The organism is Niallia taxi (genome assembly GCF_032818155.1).
Lineage (GTDB): Bacteria > Bacillota > Bacilli > Bacillales > Cytobacillaceae > Niallia > Niallia taxi_A.
This window is the reverse complement of record NZ_CP102589.1, coordinates 1970404-1988587: the sequence shown is the minus strand read 5'-3', so window position 1 is coordinate 1988587 and position 18184 is coordinate 1970404. Positions and strand designations below refer to the sequence as shown.

Annotated in this window: 21 protein-coding genes; 4 read left to right on the top strand and 17 right to left on the bottom strand. The window is 37.0% G+C overall.

Annotation, left to right across the window (positions count from 1 at the left end):
* Positions 1-48: 48 nt before the first annotated feature.
* From NQZ71_RS09845 to deoD, 3 genes are all read right to left on the bottom strand, one after another.
* Positions 49-1527 (bottom strand): lmo1851 family serine protease, encoded by a 1479-nt coding sequence (locus tag NQZ71_RS09845; RefSeq protein WP_455710046.1) that lies wholly within the window; start codon positions 1525-1527, stop codon positions 49-51.
* 131 nt (positions 1528-1658) lie between these two features.
* Positions 1659-2489: a M15 family metallopeptidase gene (locus NQZ71_RS09840; RefSeq protein WP_317010521.1), complete on the bottom strand. Its 831-nt coding sequence runs from the start codon at positions 2487-2489 to the stop codon at positions 1659-1661.
* A 48-nt stretch (positions 2490-2537) separates the two neighbouring features.
* A complete protein-coding gene (gene deoD / locus NQZ71_RS09835; RefSeq protein WP_127737721.1) occupies positions 2538-3239 on the bottom strand; it encodes a purine-nucleoside phosphorylase in 702 nt (233 codons plus the stop codon).
* A 238-nt stretch (positions 3240-3477) separates the two neighbouring features.
* On the opposite strand from deoD, the gene NQZ71_RS09830 reads away from it, so the two are divergent.
* Positions 3478-3603, top strand: a complete 126-nt coding sequence (locus NQZ71_RS09830) for a hypothetical protein (RefSeq protein WP_259347199.1) — start codon at positions 3478-3480, stop codon at positions 3601-3603.
* 45 nt (positions 3604-3648) lie between these two features.
* Here the strand turns inward: NQZ71_RS09830 and NQZ71_RS09825 are convergent, their stop codons facing one another.
* The gene (locus NQZ71_RS09825) at positions 3649-4419 is read right to left on the bottom strand and encodes a sporulation protein (RefSeq protein ID WP_260054491.1); all 771 of its coding nucleotides are present in this window, start codon (positions 4417-4419) and stop codon (positions 3649-3651) included.
* A gap of 178 nt (positions 4420-4597) precedes the next feature.
* The gene (locus NQZ71_RS09820) at positions 4598-4768 is read right to left on the bottom strand and encodes a YozD family protein (protein ID WP_144453007.1); all 171 of its coding nucleotides are present in this window, start codon (positions 4766-4768) and stop codon (positions 4598-4600) included.
* Positions 4769-4956: 188 nt separating this feature from the next.
* Here NQZ71_RS09820 and NQZ71_RS09815 point away from each other — a divergent pair, with 188 nt between their 5' ends.
* Entirely contained in the window at positions 4957-5109 is a 153-nt protein-coding gene (locus NQZ71_RS09815) for a hypothetical protein (protein WP_186303920.1), read from the top strand.
* An 8-nt stretch (positions 5110-5117) separates the two neighbouring features.
* Here NQZ71_RS09815 and NQZ71_RS09810 read toward each other — a convergent pair whose 3' ends face one another.
* A complete protein-coding gene (locus NQZ71_RS09810; protein ID WP_144453005.1) occupies positions 5118-5813 on the bottom strand; it encodes a hypothetical protein in 696 nt (231 codons plus the stop codon).
* A 390-nt stretch (positions 5814-6203) separates the two neighbouring features.
* A complete protein-coding gene (locus NQZ71_RS09805; protein WP_144453003.1) occupies positions 6204-6440 on the bottom strand; it encodes a YozE family protein in 237 nt (78 codons plus the stop codon).
* Positions 6441-6633: 193 nt separating this feature from the next.
* Between NQZ71_RS09805 and NQZ71_RS09800 the strand changes: the two genes are divergently transcribed.
* Positions 6634-7722 (top strand): SGNH/GDSL hydrolase family protein, encoded by a 1089-nt coding sequence (locus NQZ71_RS09800; protein ID WP_317010520.1) that lies wholly within the window; start codon positions 6634-6636, stop codon positions 7720-7722.
* A gap of 43 nt (positions 7723-7765) precedes the next feature.
* Here NQZ71_RS09800 and msrB read toward each other — a convergent pair whose 3' ends face one another.
* From msrB to rsgA, 3 genes are all read right to left on the bottom strand, one after another.
* Positions 7766-8197, bottom strand: a complete 432-nt coding sequence (gene msrB, locus NQZ71_RS09795; protein WP_186303919.1) for a peptide-methionine (R)-S-oxide reductase MsrB — start codon at positions 8195-8197, stop codon at positions 7766-7768.
* Positions 8190-8729 carry a peptide-methionine (S)-S-oxide reductase MsrA gene (msrA, locus tag NQZ71_RS09790; RefSeq protein WP_144452997.1) on the bottom strand — a complete coding sequence of 180 codons (540 nt, stop codon included), beginning with the start codon at positions 8727-8729 and terminating at the stop codon, positions 8190-8192. The genes msrB and msrA overlap by 8 nt, the downstream gene beginning before the upstream one ends.
* Before the next feature lie 179 nt (positions 8730-8908).
* Positions 8909-9967, bottom strand: coding sequence for a ribosome small subunit-dependent GTPase A (gene rsgA, locus NQZ71_RS09785; protein WP_317010519.1), 1059 nt, complete (start codon positions 9965-9967; stop codon positions 8909-8911).
* Positions 9968-10294: 327 nt separating this feature from the next.
* On the opposite strand from rsgA, the gene NQZ71_RS09780 reads away from it, so the two are divergent.
* Positions 10295-11050: a DUF4397 domain-containing protein gene (locus NQZ71_RS09780; RefSeq protein WP_144452993.1), complete on the top strand. Its 756-nt coding sequence runs from the start codon at positions 10295-10297 to the stop codon at positions 11048-11050.
* Between the two features lie 44 nt (positions 11051-11094).
* Here NQZ71_RS09780 and NQZ71_RS09775 read toward each other — a convergent pair whose 3' ends face one another.
* The 7 genes from NQZ71_RS09775 to NQZ71_RS09745 all read right to left on the bottom strand — a co-directional run bounded on the left by NQZ71_RS09775 (position 11095) and on the right by NQZ71_RS09745 (position 18132).
* The gene (locus NQZ71_RS09775) at positions 11095-11679 is read right to left on the bottom strand and encodes a YpmS family protein (RefSeq protein ID WP_317010518.1); all 585 of its coding nucleotides are present in this window, start codon (positions 11677-11679) and stop codon (positions 11095-11097) included.
* A gap of 2 nt (positions 11680-11681) precedes the next feature.
* Complete coding sequence (locus NQZ71_RS09770) at positions 11682-12512, bottom strand: SGNH/GDSL hydrolase family protein (protein WP_144452989.1); 831 nt, start codon at positions 12510-12512, stop codon at positions 11682-11684.
* A 220-nt stretch (positions 12513-12732) separates the two neighbouring features.
* Positions 12733-14307 carry an ATP-binding protein gene (locus NQZ71_RS09765; protein WP_275008026.1) on the bottom strand — a complete coding sequence of 525 codons (1575 nt, stop codon included), beginning with the start codon at positions 14305-14307 and terminating at the stop codon, positions 12733-12735.
* Positions 14308-14435: 128 nt separating this feature from the next.
* Complete coding sequence (locus NQZ71_RS09760) at positions 14436-14594, bottom strand: YflJ family protein (protein ID WP_144452985.1); 159 nt, start codon at positions 14592-14594, stop codon at positions 14436-14438.
* A 332-nt stretch (positions 14595-14926) separates the two neighbouring features.
* On the bottom strand, positions 14927-15769 hold the full coding sequence (locus tag NQZ71_RS09755; RefSeq protein WP_144452983.1) for a DegV family protein: 843 nt from the start codon (positions 15767-15769) through the stop codon (positions 14927-14929).
* Between the two features lie 250 nt (positions 15770-16019).
* Complete coding sequence (gene ilvA, locus NQZ71_RS09750; RefSeq protein WP_144452981.1) at positions 16020-17285, bottom strand: threonine ammonia-lyase IlvA; 1266 nt, start codon at positions 17283-17285, stop codon at positions 16020-16022.
* Between the two features lie 142 nt (positions 17286-17427).
* Positions 17428-18132 (bottom strand): tubby C-terminal domain-like protein, encoded by a 705-nt coding sequence (locus tag NQZ71_RS09745; protein WP_275008030.1) that lies wholly within the window; start codon positions 18130-18132, stop codon positions 17428-17430.
* Positions 18133-18184 lie beyond the last annotated feature (52 nt).

Below are 18184 nucleotides of genomic sequence, written 5' to 3'. Positions count from 1 at the left end.
GCAGACATGGAAAAAGGAGGGCAAATAGAGTGCCGCTCCTTCCATTTGTTACTTTTTCAATTTTTCTTGCAGTATTTCAATCGCTTTATTCATTTGTGTATCGTTTTTTTGAATCTTTTCACTAAGTTTTTCCATAAGCTTTGTTGTGGTATCTCCAGTGATTACACCGTCAACTTTTAACTTTTCCTTCTCTTGGAATTCCTTAGTTGCTTCTTCTGTGCTCTCATCGAAATAGCCGTTTGCATTGTCGACCTTATATCCAAGTGCTTTCAGCATTTCTTGCGCTGATTTCACTTCATTGGAATTTGAATCAAGCTTCAGCTTTGTCTCTGGGTTAATGACTGTCAGCTTCGCATAGCTTGGAAGCTCCACCTTATACGTTGGCTCAATCCCTTTTTCATGAATCCAGCTGCTATTCGGTGTCAGCCATTTATCTGTTGTAAATTTGATGTTACTTCCATCAGAGAGTTCTATTGCACTTTGAACTGTTCCTTTACCAAAGGATTTCACACCTACTAATGGAACGTCTGCAGATTGATTAACTGCTCCAGCAAGTATTTCAGAGGCTGAAGCACTACCTTCATCAATTAATACAACTAGCGGTAATGTATTGGAATTTTCATTGTCTGATGCGACTTGTTCAATTTTTCCATTCTTATGCTCGACTTGGAAAATCACCTTGCCGTCTGGAACAAACAAATTGGCAATTGCTTGTACTTGCGTTAATAATCCGCCTGGATTTTGTCTCAAGTCAAGTACAATCCCTTTCATTCCTTTTTCCTTGAACTCATTCAGTTTATCTGTAAGCTCTTGTGCTGTATCTGCGGAGAAGCTCGTGATTTGTATTTCGGCAATACCGTCCTTACGTAATTCTCCGTAAACTGTATCAATTGGAATTGTATCCCTGACAATATCGATTTTTAAAGTATCTTCCACTCCAGGTCTTTCAATCTCAAGGCTGACTGTTGTCCCTTTTTTACCTCTGATAAGAAGGACTGCTTCAGATGAACTCATCCCTTGCAAGGTCTTGTCATCAACACTCAAAATTTTATCATTCGGCTTTATTCCTGCTTTTTCTGCTGGTGAGCCTTTAATTGGTGATACAACAATGATGCTGTCATCCTTTTCCTGAATTTCTGCTCCGATTCCTTCAAAGGAAGAGGATATACTTTCATTGAAACTTGTTGCTTCCTCTTGGTTCATATAATCGGAATATGGATCATCTAGTGCTGTAAACATGCCGTCAATCGCTCCATTGACGAGGTCCTCTGTTTCAACATCCTGATAATATTTATCCTTAATAGTATCATATGCTGAATATAGCTTTGAAAATTCGCTTCGATCTGTGCCTACTGTTACTGCCGGCTCCTCACCAAATGCCAGGGCAACCGTTGTAATACCAGCTGCCAATATAACAGTAAAGAAGATAAGCATAACAAAGTGAAATTTCTTAATGCGAATAAAGCTGGAATCTTTATCGCTTGCTTCTTTTTCCGTTTCTTCATTTACATTGTTTTCATTCTCCAAATAATTCACCACTTTCATTTGCCCTTTAGGCACCGTGATACATGCCTTTTATACTCAACAGTATCAAAAAAATTGGTTTAAATCATGACATAATTATGAATAAATTTTGAACAAATAAATCTATTTATTACTTAGATTTTTCTAACCTGGTCAAAATATTCCTCTAATGTCCAATCGTTTTCATATATATCGTTTGCAGATTTTTCCCCGACATAGCGGAAATGCCATGGCTCAAATTTATATTTGGTAATATCCTCTTTTCCTTTCGGATAACGCAGAATATACCCATAAAGATGCGCATTATCTTTCAGCCATTTGCCTTCTTTCGTAGCCTCGAAGTCCTCTGTAAGCAGGAAGTCGACACTTTCAGCTGATATATCCATTGCTAAACCTGTCTGGTGCTCGCTGTTACCAGGATATGCGACTGCTTCCTCTGCTTTCTTCTGTCCAACCTTGTCAACCTCTGCATCATACAGAACAGTCTGACGGTCATAAGAACGATAGCCTGATACTGCATAAAGGATAATACCGTCCTTTTTGGCAGCATTAAACATGTCAGCTAAAGAATTCGCAGCTTCCTTTCTCATATAGCTTTTCTCTATATCTTGATCACCAAAGGAAAACTGAACTTCTGGCCTGATAAGATCCTCTGGTGCGTATCCATCTGGCAATCCAAAGCTTTTGTTAACCAATGACACTGTATTTGTTGGATTTCGGATGATGTTCCTGCCATCCACAACCTTAATATCATTGAAAAAAGCAGCTTCTAAAGTCCATGGAAGCTTTTCTGTACTATCTCCAGTATCTTGATCGTTTGTTGGTTCTGAATTGTTATTATTCACGGCTGTTTCTTCCGATTCCTTTTCTTTGTTTAAGAAAGGTATATGATCTGTAATGCCATCCAATTTACTGCATCCTGTCAAAAGGAAAGTAAGCATCAGCAGCAGCAATAGTTTTTTCATTCTACACCCCATATTACACTTTGTTCCAGGTTACTAGTTACGCGTATGTTACTTTATTGCTGCTTCAAGTGATACTTCAATCATTTCATTAAAAGTTGTCTGTCTTTCTTCAGCAGTTGTTTCTTCACCAGTCAGTACATGATCGCTCACAGTAAGTACAGACAATGCTTTGCGATTGAATTTTGCTGCTAATGTATAAAGTGCAGCTGATTCCATCTCAATAGCAAGAATCTGATATTTCGCCCATTTTTCCAGCTCAGAGTTGTCATTATAGAAACTATCTGCTGTAAATACATTTCCTACCTTTAGGGAAAGCCCCTTCTCAATGCCTGCATCATACGCTTTTTTAAGCAGGTCAAAATTAGCTGTCGGTGCATAATCAACACCGCCGAACGTTAGGCGATTCATTTGCGAATCAGTTGATGCACTCATAGCAAGGATAACGTCACGCACCTTTACGTCCTGTTGGATTGCTCCACAAGTACCAACTCTTATTAGGTTTTGGACATTATAGCTATTCATTAATTCATTAACGTAAATGGCAATGGATGGTGCTCCCATGCCTGTCCCTTGTACAGAGATTCTTTTGCCTTTATATGTACCAGTATATCCAAACATGTTTCGGACTTCGTTATAGCAAACCGCATTTTCTAAAAAGGTTTCTGCAATATATTTTGCTCTTAAAGGATCTCCAGGCAGAAGAACCGTTTCAGCGATTTCATTTTCTTTAGCTCCAATATGTACACTCATTTTTTGTACCTCCAAATTTTAAGAACATTCTTTTAAATAATAATAGGAATCATTTCCATACCTTAAACAATCACTATTTGTACTATATCATATTCTAGTTTTAGGTTAAATACAATTAATTGCAGGATAACAAATCTTTAATCGGCAATACTAACTTTAGGTTTTCCATAGGTTTTGGAAAACATGCTTATCAATGGTAATATTCTAAAAACAGATACGTAAGGAGACATATAATATTATGGGAAAAAAGCATCGCAATCGAATTAACTCTCCTAAAAAGAATAATCATATACCAAAAGAGGCTATTATAGCCGAACAAGAAGCACACGGTAAGGAAATGTCTGCAAGAGAAAGAAAGAACTAAGTCAAAATAAAAAGCGTGTGCCAAAATGGCACACGCTTTAAGTTTTTAGGCATATTTATTAATCAGTTGGTAAAGTTTGTTCTTCAGTCCTGGCAACTCATGTTTGTGAATGCTTAATGATACATAGCTTTCATCCATATCAAGAGCTTCTGCGAATAAGCCAGAAAGTCCTCGCGCTTTCCTGTCAATTTGCAGCATTACTTCCATTACATTTTCGCCAGAAGACAAAATCACAAGCTCCACTTCATCCAGCTTCCCTCGAAAGTCTCCTGTAACTGGGATGAATTCAAATTCCTGTACAAATGGCAGTCTCAGCTGATGCCGCCTGCCTGCCTCCTTGCAAACACCGCTTTTCATTTTAAAGCCTAATTCTTGAAATGCACGAAACACTTCGTCAGCAAGCGGAGATGGAATAATATTAATTGGATCTACATCGCTAGGATCAATGGCTTGCTTGATATCAAGGCCTGTTGAAATCCATACTTTTGTTTTGCCTATGGAATAAGGAATATCATATGGAAGAGTACTAGAAAATGGAATTACCTTCTTTTCCTTTATATTTATCGTGAAGGCGCCTGCTGCCAAAAATTCACCTATCAGAGCGGTGCGTGTTTCTTTTTTATCATCATGTTCCACTTCATACTCTGTATACAGTCTTACATAAATCGCTTCAATATTCTGCTCCACATTACCGCCAACAATATTTATTTCTCCCTCTAGCCTTTCACCTGGCATATAATCCCTCTTATCCAGTACTGCATCAATTTTAGCAGCACCTACCCCAACACTTGCCAACGCCTTTTTAAATATAGACATTCCTTTTCCTCCTGTTACCCTAATTTGATTTTATTAATTTGATTTACGCATTAATAACAAAAAGGTTTCATGATTACTGATCATTTTTTCCATAAAAAAATGGCAAGAGGATTCTCCTGCCATATACATTCATACTTCTTTATATAATTAACTGTCTTTTACAAACTTACATTGCAAGCTAGTCATCTAATTCTTCATCAATAATGCATTTTTCAAGCAAATATTCAAACGTGATGTCAGCCAATTCATCCATCTCATCTTCTGTGGGAACGTATCCCCTTTTTAATAGCTCACGAAAGAAAAACTCAGCAATTTCCTCCGTATCTATTATTACATCAATCTCTTTCAAGCATATCGCCCCCTTTAGTAAGAATATATGTGACAATGCATAAAAAATGCAAGGCATTTGTACAAATTATGTGATAAATTAAAATATTTTTCAAGTAAAAAGAGACATGTTTAGATGGTCATGCTCATATTCATTACTAATAACAAGAAAACATTACTATAATCCGAGATTTTAGGGGGATAATTATCATGAAAAAGTTGCAGCATTTAGTCGCAGTAGTAAAAGAAGATGTTAATGAGGATAATAGTAATATCTTACGAATATTTGACAAAGGGCTGCAAGTTTTGTTTTCTCTATTAGTGTTTGGATGCATCCCATATTTTCTCTATTTAATCTTGTAATTTCATTATTATAGTGCAGGCTTATCATCCTTGCTGCTTAGCTGCTTCAGCTTTCTTATTGTTAGCCTCATCGCCTGTTCATACTCATTGTCCTGAAATAACTCATGTAGTATATGATAATCATTGTAAATATCAAGTAAACCATCGATTAACTCCTGTTTTTCCTTCGTACTTTCCAGCAGCTCTTTTTCCGTTTTTCGGTAAGAGCTATTTGGTTTTTGCAGATTAACAGGTTTCTTCTTTTTATCCATTATATACAAAAGTCCTAATTTCTGAATGAAACTATCGGCATTTTCTGCGTCTGCTACTAATGTCAGCTCCTCTTCACCAGCCTCAAGCCAATCTCCATCACTTACTCTAGACAACTCGTAAATGATGTCTTCCCATGCATCTGACTTGTAACGCCATATTTCCGTTCGGAAGCCCATAATTTTAAAGAGGTTGGAGCCATAGCCTTTCACTTTGACGAGATCACCTATAAAGTAGCGATATTCAATATCTATTTTTTCTGTATCCATCAGTTCCCCTTCAAATTCGGAAAGCATTTGCAGGCTGGATTCTAAGTATAGGCCCTCACTCTTATTTACTTCATAGACATGCATATCATCAAGCCACTTTACGTCCGTGATTTTTCCTACAGTACCGTATATGGTGATGACAACCGTATCGCCAATTTTAAATTTCGGTTTTTTTCGATTTCCCATAGTTAAAAGTCCTCTCTAAACAGATTGTGCGATATTTTTGGCCACTTGTGTGGCGACACTCCCCCACAGTCATGCTTAAAGATTTGAACGTTTACGGTGGGGGATTAAATGAAACAACATAGCCTTTCCTCAATCAACATCTCATCTTCATCCTTTTTTTGTTCTCTGTTTATCTATTCATGAAATAATATATGCATCTCACTTGCTAATCGACAATGCTCCACCCTATTTTCACGCGTTTTTTTTTAACAAACATGTCAGTTAGAAATCGATGTTTTTGTTTTAATCCAATATATGTAGCTGACAAACTATTTTAGAATACTCATTATGTAAAAGCCGCATACAAGTTACTAAACAAAAAAAGCATTTTGCAGTAACCACTGCAAAATGCTAATAGCGTGTTTCCTTCTCTTCTTGAAATAAATAGGTCTCCCATGCTTCATCAAAGATTCTCATACTGTCTAAATAATGGCCATTAAGCTCCAAATAATTGCTCACTTCATCATAGTCAAAGCTGTTTTTAGGAAAACTGTGATCTAAATAAGCATGATTTGCAAATCTGCTGATAGCGTCCTTTGGCTCGGGATGTCGGAATTTCATTAAAAAATGGTAAAAAGATTTTGTCATCGTGCATCTTCCTTATCCGAAATGATATAACGTATACTATACATAACATGAAATAATGGTGCAAGCATTATTCACCATTAAAAGATAATTAGTAATCTATAAAGCTATAAAGTATTATTCTTTATGTTTAATGAAGATTCTTTAGGATATAATAAACCATGCAAAAAATCAGAAGGGACGTACAGTTAATCCTATGAAAAACAAAACCTATACTCTTTTAATCAGCTCCGTAATTGGATTAGCTTTCGTTTTATTGTATTGCCTCTATCAACCAAATCAGACAAGCTCCACAGCCAAAAATGTATTTGACAAAATCAGATCAAGTGAGCCAATATCTTATTTAATAATTGGAGACAGTATCGGTAGAGGGTCTGGTGCGAGCAAGGATCAAACAAAATGGTTTTCCTTGTTAGAGCAGTCCATGTTTGAACAGCACGGTACACCAATGCAGAGGAATATGCTTGTTCAAAGCGGGGCTACAGCTTTTGAAGGCTTATATAAATTCAGAAATTCCTCCCTTCAGAATATTGATCTTGTTTTTATCGTATTCGGTGAAAATGATCGGAAATATATGAATAAGGAAGTATTCTACACCTTTTACAGCCAGCTACTTATGCAAGTAAAGGAGAAATACCCGACTGCAGAAATTATTACACTTACAGAAAGCAGCTTAGACAATGAAAAATTTGCCGATACAATTGCGGAAGTATCAAAAGAAGTAAATGCGATAAATCTTGATATGAGAATTCCGTTTAATGAATCGGGTAAAAGCATGAAACGTTTAACAAAAGATCTAGTCCACCCAAATGACGATGGCTATCTGCTATATGGTGATTATATTTATCATTATTTAGAATCAAGAATACAAAAAGGGAATAAAAGCACCGATATTCCCAAAAATGAATTTGCTGCAAAGGCAATCAACATGGAAACAAAAAACGACTATCACTATAAAGACAGCTCTTTTATTAAAAGGGACGGCTATTATACCTCTGATGAAAAAGGAGCTAGCATTGACTTTACCTTTACGGGCACTTATCTTGGGGCAAATATGATAAGAAGTCCCTTAGGAGGCTTGGTGGATGTTTATATTGATGACGAGTTTGTTACAAGCATTTCAACATGGTGGCCCTTCAAAAAGCCTCGTTCCTTATATATTGCCGGCGGGCTTTCTGACAGCAAGCACACCGTGTCGTTTCGTATGAAGGGTAAATCTTCGTCACATAATACTTCCGGTTTTCACAGGGTACAAATTTCATCGATAATCGTGCAAGATAACTAAAAAAAGGCAATCCTAGATAGAAGGATTGCCTTTTTTCTTAACATCAATCTTCGTCAAACAAAACTTTATACTTGCCATAGCCTTCTGCTTCTAGGTCTTCTTTTCTAACGAAACGAAGAGATGCAGAATTCATGCAGTATCGTAATCCTGATGGATGTGGTCCATCGTTGAAGACATGGCCAAGGTGGGAATCGGTTTCCTTTGTTCTTACCTCTGTTCTCACCATGAAATGGCTTGTATCTGTATTTTCTACAAGATCCTCTTCTGAAATTGGTTTTGTGAAGCTAGGCCAACCGCAGCCTGCATCATACTTGTCGTTTGAGCTGAACAATGGTTTACCTGAGATGACATCCACATAAATGCCGTCCGCAAATTCGTTCCAGTACTCATTATGAAACGGCGGTTCTGTGCCGTTGTTTTGTGTAACTTCATATTGAATTGGTGTTAGTTTTTCTTTCAATTCGTTTTTATTCATGCTTATCCCCCCAGTTATTCTTAATAAACGCGGCTCTGCCTGACCCTACATGATAGGCATTATAATGCAGGGAATTTTTCTTATAATAATCTTGATGATATTCTTCCGCATCATAAAAAGCAGTTGCTGGAATGATCTTTGTCGCAATCGGCTTATTGAATTTGCCGCTTTCTCCTAAAGCCTTTTTTGATTCCTCTGCTGACTTTTTCTGTTCTTCATTATGATAGAATATCGCAGTTTGATAAGACAATCCTCTGTCAAAAAACTGCCCGCCTGGATCTGTCGGATCAATTTGCTGCCAATAGAGTTCAAGGAGCTTTTCGTAAGGAAACAGGGAAGGATCATAAGTAATCTGGACTGCCTCATAATGACCTGTTGTCTCAGAACAGACCTCCTTATATGTAGGATTTTCCTTATGTCCACCTGTATAGCCTGAAACGACTGAAATAATTCCAGGCTGTTGATCAAAAGGCTTAACCATACACCAGAAACAGCCGCCGGCAAATGTTGCTTTTTCGTATTGTTTTTCCATACGATGCACCTCTATTCCTTTAATATTTCATATCTTTTTATATTCCCCAAAGGGTGTGTGGCAACACATCTTTTATTTAGCTTAAACAAATTCGCAAAAATATGCAAAAAGGAGGCTCAAAATGATTGTTGGTCAGGAAAAATATATTGGGAGTGCATGCAATGCACTCCCTCAAACTGTTATTTACGCTTTGCTTTTATCGCTTTGTGAATACTTTTCCATTTCTTCTTTTCATCTGCCTGTGCTTTTTTGCTTTGCCTTCTTTCCAAATAGGCGAGCTCTCTGTTCATCTTGAAATAGCTGTTGAGACGTGCCTCTTCCAATCTTCCTTCCTCTACCGCCTGCTTAACAGCACAACCTGCTTCACCTATATGGCTGCAGTCCCTGAATCGGCATTTTGTTGCAAGCTGCTCGACATCTGTAAAGCTTTCTGATAAACCTGAATCACTGTTCCAAAGCTGCAGCTCTCTCATTCCTGGTGTATCAATCAGAACACAGCCATTAGGCAGCACAACCATTTCTCGATATGTCGTTGTATGGCGCCCCTTATCATCGTCCTCTCTAATGTTCTGAACTAACTGCTTTTCATAACCAAGCAGATAATTAGTCAACGTTGACTTTCCAACACCTGAGGAGCCTAATAACCCAATTGTTTTTTGCGGAAGCAAATAATCATTTAAGGACTCAAGTCCCTGTTTTCCATGAACACTTATGGCGATAACTGGAACACCAAATGCAATGGATTCCACACTGGCAATTTTGTCTGCCGCATTTTCAGCAAGCTCAGATTTCGTTAGCAAAATCACTGGATTTGCTCCGCTTTCCCATGTCAGCGTCAAGTATCTTTCTATCCTACGTAAATTCAAATCCTCATTTAGGGAATTGACAAGAAAAATAGTATCGACATTTGCGGCGACAATTTGCTCCTCTGTTGTCATTCCTGCTGCTTTCCTGGAAAACTTACTTTTCCTTGGAAGAACGGAAATGATGGTCCCTTTCCCTTCACCATTACGAGGCAATACAGCCACCCAATCGCCTACAGCTGGATAATCATCTCTGCCAACAGCATCAAAGGACAGTTTTCCGGAAACCTCACACAATAATTCTCCAATTTCCGTATATACTCGATAAAGTCTCTTATGCTCTAAAGCAACCCGTCCTGCAATGAGACCTTCCTTGTTTAATTTTTCTAAAGCATTGTTTATATTTTCATTAAACCCAATTTTATTCAAATCCATTTGTATATCCTCCATTTTTTAAGCATAATAAAAAACCATAAGCGACGTACAGCCCATGGTTTTCTCATGCATTAAATATGCAGGATAAAAGATACTTACTTAATAAGCAAGTAAGCAGTGGGCTGTACGATGAATGCAATTGCCTTATTTACACAGATTGTTGTTTTCATCGTCATCACCCTTTCCGTTGTAGTTAATATCTATTATATTCCATCATTTCTAATTTGTACATAAAATTTACCTTTTTAAGATTGTTTTTAAAATAGGCACTGTATCTAAATGCATGCATAAACTGTTATCATCTTTTAGGAAACAGGAGTGAAAACCATGCATAAACAAGAAGACAATTCCTTAAATGAAGCCGGAATGTACAATCTGCTAAGTGATTATTATAAATATACTAATCCAGACCTCCATATCTACTATTATCAAAAGCATCTCGAGGTTCTTAGAAAAGCTTTGCCGCAAAACTCGATAACAACAGACTTAGACAGGCAAACAGAGTACGGCAAACTAAGGTTCATCCACACCGCTGCCAAAAAGCCTGTTGTTGATATTTATATCAATGGAGTAAAGCTGTTTAAAGAGGTCTCCTTTAAATCGGTTACAAATGAGATGACATTACCAGTCGGCCGCTATCAGGTTGATATATATGAAACAGGAGCAATGGTTGATTCACTTTGCAGCCAAAAAATTCTTGTTGAGAGCAATATTTTTCATACCATTACATTTTTAGAATCAGCAAACAATTACTTAAAGCTTTACACCTATCAAGAAGACCCTTTTGTTCATCCATCGGAAACAAAGCTGCGTATCATTCATCTCCATCCAAAAATGTCTGCATTAAATATTGCCGTTCAAAAGGGCGATGTCGTTTTCCCTAATTTACATTTAAAGGCGGCCACTTCCTATCTTGGGCTTTACCCTATGACTGTCTACTTAGAAGCAAAGGATGCGGAAACAAACAGCAAGCTCGCAAGCTTTCCTCCACTCACATTAAAAGAAAATAAAGCTTATTCAGCCTTTATTCTAGAGGCTACCTCAGCGGATGTAAGCGCCGAAATACTACTGATTTCCATATAAAAAAGGCAGAAATTTCATTCTGCCCTTTTTTTAGGTATTTACTCTTATTCCGTAACAGGAAGGAGCAGATTAAACTGAATACGATCATTTTCAAGATCAAATTCCTTTACTTCCGCACTCATGCCGTCCCCAATTTTCATATTTGTTAGATGTACATCAATTGTCTCATCATCTGGATTTATATTAACCCAAGTTGGCAGCTTATATTGATTTTCAATAAACTTCATAACATAAGATACTGGTAAGGACAGCTGCCCAATACTGATTGATTTTTGCTTTAATGTGAGATCTCCATTTTCAAGCGGGATTGGTTCAAATGTCAGTTTCATTTCAATATCACTGTTAAAAATCGGTAAATAACCGAAAAGCTCTACTTCATCTGATAAGTTAACCTCATAATGGACAGGTCCATTTAAGCCTTCCTTCTCCAAGTAGCTGTTGATGAGCAACGTCAAGTCTTCCTTATTCGTTGTAACCTGAAATGGGATAACCTCCTCATTTCCTGCATCCGCACTGTCCGAAGTTGACCTTTCAGCAGGTAAAAATATCAGCAGGACAAGTGCAAGCAGTATAACAATATTGATGCCTGCTAATAGTAAAAATGCTGCTTTCCATTTTTTCTTAAACAAACTCATTCTCCTCTGTTTTCTCTATTCATGCGCTTTGTCGCCAAAATTTCCCCAATGGCAGTATCTTTAACTTTCGTGTATATTTCATCAGCAATCAGCTGATAGCCCTTATCATTCGGGTGAAAATAGTCCGTATACAATAGGTTTTCCGTAGTATCGGAAAAGATTTGTTCAATTGGGACAAAATACGTGTTGTCATAAAGGGTAAGTATGTTTTCCCCAGTCCTATTCCATTCTGTCACAATATCATTCATCTCATCCACATCTGCAAACCACTTCGTGAAAGGATTATATACCCCAACAAGAACAATTGCTGCCTGTTGATTGTCTTTGCGAATTTCTCTCAGAACATTATAAAGATTTGTTTCGAAGGTTTTCATCTGTGGTGTAAAATCATCAAGCTGCAAATTCGAAATATGGTCCCTAACAACCTTCATAATATCATTTCCACCGATTGTTAATATAACCATATCAGCATCACTAATCGACTGCTTCACTTCCGCAGATTTAATTTTTTTCAAAAGCTGGTCCGTCCTGTTGCCTTTTACACCATAATTGTTAATGGTTACGGTTCCTATTCCCTGCTCTTGCTGAAATAATTTCTGTAAATAAGGGACATAGCCTCCTGTACCAGTACTGTCACCGACCCCTTGTGTTAAAGAATCACCTGCAGCAACAACATTTAATTCCTCCGAAACAAAGCTCTCAGGGACTTCCTGCTTCATGGCCAAAACAGTTTCTTTTCCATTGTTTTTTTGAAAAGAGGTATTGTTGCCACAAGAAGAAAGCAATAAAAGCGTAATAATAGAAATTATTAAGGTAAATGGTCTCATTTATATACACCTACCTTTATTCCATTTTTAATCATTATAACATATCGACAGTAGAATATTTTTTACATTTTTATCCTTCTACAGATTCAGGAAAACTATACGAGAATCTTCTCTACTCGTCCTTGTTTTATTTAAAAAAGACCGATTCATTAGGCCCTTATAGCAATCTAAACAGTGCAATAATGTTATAAGAATGAACTAGTGCTGATAAAGTTTTTATTTAATAAAGTGGAATAAATACTTTAAATGTTGTTCCCATGCCTTTTTTACTTTCCACTTCTATTTTGCCTTTCATCTGTTCAATCATTTGGTAGCTGACCATTAATCCCATGCCTGTGCCTTTTTCCTTTAAGGAATAAAAGGCAGTGCCAAGCCTGCTTAATTCTTCCTCTGTCATCCCAATACCAGTGTCTGTTATTTCAAATATTCCATACCCTTCTTTTGTGTATAGATAAACACTTAATACTCCGCCTTGCTGCATGGATTCAATCCCATTTTTAACGATATTGATTAACACCTGCTTTAATTCACTCCTGTTTGCACGTAAAAATACTTGCTGTATATCCCGTTCAAAAGTAATACTTTTCGACATCATGGCATAGGAGTACATAAGATCAATCACCTTTATTATCATATCTTGACCATCAATTTTTTCTGTTTGCTCAATTCCAGGCTTAGCCAAGGATAAATAATCGTTGATAATTGTCTCAGCCCGATTCATTTCTTCTATCATCAGCTTTATGTACATTCGTTCCTCTTCGCTTATATGCTCCTTTGCCAAGAATATTTGCAGAAAACCTTTAACAACTGTCATTGGATTTCTAATTTCGTGTGCAACAGATGCTGCAAGTTGACCGATTGCATTCATTTTTTCTGCACGCTGCAGCTCCCGATGAATTTTCGTGTAATTCATAATATTATCCATTTCATTCAGTGCCTCTTCCACAGAATTCAATTCAATATCACGCGATAAAGTACCTAATTCTTTGGAGGTTTTAGACAGTCTTGTAAAAAGCATAGCGAGTTTTCTAACCATCTCGTTAAGGCTCTCGCTTATCATCCTAATATCAGAAGCACCATTGCTAGTAAGCTCTACCTCCAAATTGCCACTGCTGATCTCCTGAAGTCCCCAAATAACCTCCTTTAATGGAAGGAGGTATTTACTTATTGTTATTTTCGTATAGACAAACAAAAGGAGTGCAGTCACAACAAATATAGTAATGATAGCAGCAAGTAGCTTGTGAATATCATGGAACAGATTATCCGCAGATATATCCATGCCAATTCCGCCGACAATTTTGTCATCTTCATCAGTTAAAGGAAGGAAGGCAGTATAAAAATAGCTGCTGTTTTCCTTATGAAAGCCAAGGAAATCAGCATTGTTGTTTGAAACACCTTTTCTCCCAATTTGATTGTATACCTTCTGTAAAGCTGTACTGCTTACAGTTGAATATGTGCCGTCCTGATGAATTACTGACCACTCCTGGCATGCAGAGGATTCATCATATAAGCAAATATATGTATTAGTTACCGTTTCTTGCTGTATTGTTAGCAAGGATGTGAGCATTTCCTTATCTTGATTACTTATCGTGCTGCTTTTATCAGCATTCGTTAGCTGATATCCTGCAGTCTTTAACAGACTGTCAGCACGATAAGTCAAGTCTTCCTTCCATTCGTAGGAAAAAATCGCAAAAATGGCGATAGCAGCACACGCTAAAAGAAATAAGGGCATACAGAAAGAGAATAATTGAATTTTATTTAATAGAGGAATTTGCTTCATTTTTTTTATCATCATATCCACCAAATCCTTTTTATTCCTTTTCTAGAAATATAACTAAAAGAATTCGACAGATTCTCACTAATTCCCTCTTATTTCGCTAACTTTTTTTCAAGGCAGGTTGGCGGCTAACTACTTCCATAACACTAAACATTGCCTTTTATTTTTTCGAGCTGCTCCTGATATAAATTCCTTAAAATATATGTTTTGTATAATTCAAGCTTCCTTTGTTCTTGTGGATGTCTGTTTACTCCCAATTCCTTCAGACGGCTAACATACCAGCCCTTCGAACCAAAATACGCCATTTAATAATTCCCCCTTTATCGCTTCCCCACTACAATATATGTTCTAAAAGCATGTCACAGTCCTATGAAACAGCAAAAAAAGAGATTGATATAGTATCAATCTCTCAGTCTGTCGACAAACTTTTTTTCTATGATTTCTGTAACTTGAAAATTCTCCAAAGCCTTCTGCGGAGAAAAGCTCCATCTAGATGAACGTTCCTGCAGAATTTCATTTACGAGGTGCTAAAACATCCAGAATTCAAAGTGTGAATACTTCATTTAACTGTAGCTTGACTGTAGTTTTAAGCAATTGCTAGCATTTCCTTTTTCTGCAAACCTTAAAAATTTTCAGTTTATTCAGCATAGTAGCTGAATCCCAATGCTCCAGGTCCTGTGTGTGTACTTATAACTGGTGTAGTGAAATCTATTTCGATTTTATTAAAGCCTGAAACCTTCTCAATTGCTTCCTGAAGCATTTTGGCATAATCGAGACTGTCTGCATGTGTGATACCAACTCTTTTGATGGTTTTTCCTAAGCAATCCTCTGCAAACGCATTTGCCAAATACTTAACTGCTTGCGCTCTGCTTCGCACTTTAGTGACAGGGTTGTATACTCCTTCTTCTAATGAGGCGATCGGCTTTATGTTCAAGAGTGAACCAATAAAAGCTTTCCCTTTGCCTATTCTTCCACCTTTTATCAAGTTTTCAAGTGTATCCACCACAACATATAGCTTCGTATGCTTCTTAATATGCTGAATTTTTTCGATGATTTCGTCTTTATTTTTCCCATTTTGTGCACATATTGCTGCTTCTATAACCTGGAAGGATAAGGCTTTGGAAATAAACTCAGAATCAAATACGGTAACATCTGCCTCTGTTAAAGTAGCAGCACTGCGGGCAGAATCAACTGTTCCGCTCATTCCGCCAGTCATATGAATAGAAATAATCTCATATCCCTGTTCACTTAGCTTATTGTAGGTTTCCAAAAACAAGCCTACTGGAGGTTGAGATGTTTTCGGAAGATTGTCTGCTTCCTTCATTTTTTGAATAAATTCTGCTGGTTCTATATCTACTCTATCTAAAAAAGTTTCCCCATTAATTGTTATGGATAAAGGAATCACTTCAATTTCATATTTTTCAATCAATTCATCTGCCAAATCTACGGTGGAGTCAGTAACAATTTTAATTCTTTTCATATTACACTTCCCTTTTAAAAATCTAATCAATTGTAAAAGCGTTTTCTTAAACATAAATTATACAACAATAGACCTATAGTTAGCAAGCAATATCCTAATCTAACAACCTTTCTATATATAAAGCAGTTAGTGAAAATTCACAAACCTGCAAATAAAGAACCCCGACTATTAAACGAAAATTTGTTGGAAATTCGCATAATACTCGGGGTTATTTAAGTGATTCCTTATGTTTCACACCGTCCACTTGTTTTTAAACAAGCAAATTAAATAAATTTGAATCTTTATTAAGCTCTGTATAAGCAAAGCCCTTGATGTCCATTCTCTCAATTAGCCCTTTATAGTCTTCCCTGTGCTTAAGCTCCAGTCCTACTAGCGCTGGTCCATTTTCCTTATTGTTTTTCTTGATGTATTCAAACCTTGTTATATCATCATCAGGCCCTAACACTTCATCAAGGAATTCCCTTAGTGCTCCAGCTCTTTGTGGGAAATTGACGATGAAATGATAAAGCAGTCCTTCATATAATAAGGATCGTTCTTTAATATCCTGCATTCTGTCGATATCATTATTGCCTCCGCTGATAACAACAACGACATTTTTTCCTTTAATCTTGTCCCTATATAAATCCAATGCAGCAACAGGGAGAGCACCTGCTGGCTCTGCAACGATAGCGTGCTCATTATAAAGAGAAAGAATAGATGTGCATACCTTTCCTTCTGGAACGAGCAGAATATCCTCAAGCAGCTGTTTACACACATCATAGCTTTTTTCGCCAACACGCTTGACGGCAGCACCGTCAACAAATTTATCAATTTTACTAAGTGTCACGACTTGGCGCTGCAAGATAGCCTCCTTCATCGAAGGAGCACCTGCTGGCTCAACGCCGATCATTTTCGTTCCAGGAGACACACCTTTAATATAAGTGCTTAATCCTGCCATTAGTCCGCCTCCGCCAATGCTTGCAAACACATAATCGACAGGCTCATCGATGTCATTCATAATCTCAATACCTACTGTTCCTTGACCTGCAATCACATGCTCATCATTAAACGGATGGATAAATGCGCGCTCTTCCCCAGTGGCACACTTAATTGCTTCTTCGTACGAGTCGTCAAACGTATCTCCTACTAAAACAACCTCGACATAATTTTTACCGAACATTTTTACCTGTGTTACTTTTTGCTTCGGTGTTGTTGCAGGCATAAAAATCTTCCCATGCACACCTAAATACCGGCATGAATAGGCAACTCCCTGCGCATGATTCCCTGCACTTGCACACACTACTCCATTTTTCATTTTTTCTTTTTCCTGCATTACCATAGAATAAAAGGCTCCTCTTAATTTAAAGGAACGAACATGCTGTAAATCTTCTCTTTTGATATAGATATTACAATCATATTTCTCTGATAATCTATGATTCTTTTGTAAAGGAGTATGGGCCACTATGTCTTTAATTCGCTGGTATGCAATTAGAATATCCTCCAGCTGCACCATTTTTTTCATTACATTTTGTTCCATATCCACACCCTCATTTCCACCATTAATTTGTACATTATAACATGTCAGAGGAGTAAAACCATAAAATAATTCTAAATTTTTTGTTTTTTCACATTAAATAGTTGAAAAGATATTAGAATGCTGATGACTCCATTTTTAATTATCATTTATAATACATACGGAAAAGCACTAATACCAATATGTAGGTGTCTGAATTTTCATCTATGCTGATAATATGCGAACTGCTTACCAGACTGCTGCGCTTTATGGTTCCTACAACTTTATCATTACATTGTAATACAGCCTCCCCTTTTATTGTTTTTGAAGTGACAAGCAGTTCTTCCCTACCGAATGTAGCTTTCACACATTCTTTTAATTGGACTGCGTTTTTTAATCGAAAGTCAGTTGCTGCTTCACCAAAATACTCGCCATCTTTATAAATAACCCATTTATCATTGTTGGAAAAAATTTTATCCCGCTTCCACTCTACTTTGTAGTTATGGTCGTCTATAGTTAGGTAAAAGGAATAATACATTGGCGATTTGCCTTCCATTAGGCTATCAATAAGCCAATGCCAGCCTTTAACATAATAGCGTTTGTAAACGCCTTTTTTTTCCTTCCCTTTAAAAAGAGGCTTCGGTGTGTGAAGCAGTTTTTGCAGCACATAAAAGGACCAGCTATCGTCATATTTCGGAGAATAAGCTTGTTCCTTTTTGGCTAAATAGCTTGCAGCAATATACATCAAGACAGAAGTAATGGGAAATAAAGAAGCTAAGACAATGGATGATGCATCAAATTCGCCATAAACAAGATAACGTAGAAATGTTCCGATTAAAATAAGCAAAAATATAAAATTCAAGTGTATCAAATGTCCAGCCTCCTTATAAAGTATATACGTTTCTAGACCTATTTTTGTTTCA

Excerpts from the sequence above, each read along its gene's own strand:
- NQZ71_RS09840 (WP_317010521.1), bottom strand. The coding sequence starts at position 2,489 with ATGAAAAAACTATTGCTGCTGCTGATGCTTACTTTCCTTTTGACAGGA.
- deoD (WP_127737721.1), bottom strand. The coding sequence starts at position 3,239 with ATGAGTGTACATATTGGAGCTAAAGAAAATGAAATCGCTGAAACGGTT.
- NQZ71_RS09830 (WP_259347199.1), top strand. The coding sequence starts at position 3,478 with ATGGGAAAAAAGCATCGCAATCGAATTAACTCTCCTAAAAAGAATAAT.
- NQZ71_RS09825 (WP_260054491.1), bottom strand. The coding sequence starts at position 4,419 with ATGTCTATATTTAAAAAGGCGTTGGCAAGTGTTGGGGTAGGTGCTGCT.
- NQZ71_RS09815 (WP_186303920.1), top strand. The coding sequence starts at position 4,957 with ATGAAAAAGTTGCAGCATTTAGTCGCAGTAGTAAAAGAAGATGTTAAT.
- NQZ71_RS09810 (WP_144453005.1), bottom strand. The coding sequence starts at position 5,813 with ATGGGAAATCGAAAAAAACCGAAATTTAAAATTGGCGATACGGTTGTC.
- NQZ71_RS09805 (WP_144453003.1), bottom strand. The coding sequence starts at position 6,440 with ATGACAAAATCTTTTTACCATTTTTTAATGAAATTCCGACATCCCGAG.
- NQZ71_RS09800 (WP_317010520.1), top strand. The coding sequence starts at position 6,634 with ATGAAAAACAAAACCTATACTCTTTTAATCAGCTCCGTAATTGGATTA.
- msrB (WP_186303919.1), bottom strand. The coding sequence starts at position 8,197 with ATGAATAAAAACGAATTGAAAGAAAAACTAACACCAATTCAATATGAA.
- msrA (WP_144452997.1), bottom strand. The coding sequence starts at position 8,729 with ATGGAAAAACAATACGAAAAAGCAACATTTGCCGGCGGCTGTTTCTGG.
- rsgA (WP_317010519.1), bottom strand. The coding sequence starts at position 9,967 with ATGGATTTGAATAAAATTGGGTTTAATGAAAATATAAACAATGCTTTA.
- NQZ71_RS09780 (WP_144452993.1), top strand. The coding sequence starts at position 10,295 with ATGCATAAACAAGAAGACAATTCCTTAAATGAAGCCGGAATGTACAAT.
- NQZ71_RS09770 (WP_144452989.1), bottom strand. The coding sequence starts at position 12,512 with ATGAGACCATTTACCTTAATAATTTCTATTATTACGCTTTTATTGCTT.
- NQZ71_RS09765 (WP_275008026.1), bottom strand. The coding sequence starts at position 14,307 with ATGATGATAAAAAAAATGAAGCAAATTCCTCTATTAAATAAAATTCAA.
- NQZ71_RS09760 (WP_144452985.1), bottom strand. The coding sequence starts at position 14,594 with ATGGCGTATTTTGGTTCGAAGGGCTGGTATGTTAGCCGTCTGAAGGAA.
- NQZ71_RS09755 (WP_144452983.1), bottom strand. The coding sequence starts at position 15,769 with ATGAAAAGAATTAAAATTGTTACTGACTCCACCGTAGATTTGGCAGAT.
- ilvA (WP_144452981.1), bottom strand. The coding sequence starts at position 17,285 with ATGGAACAAAATGTAATGAAAAAAATGGTGCAGCTGGAGGATATTCTA.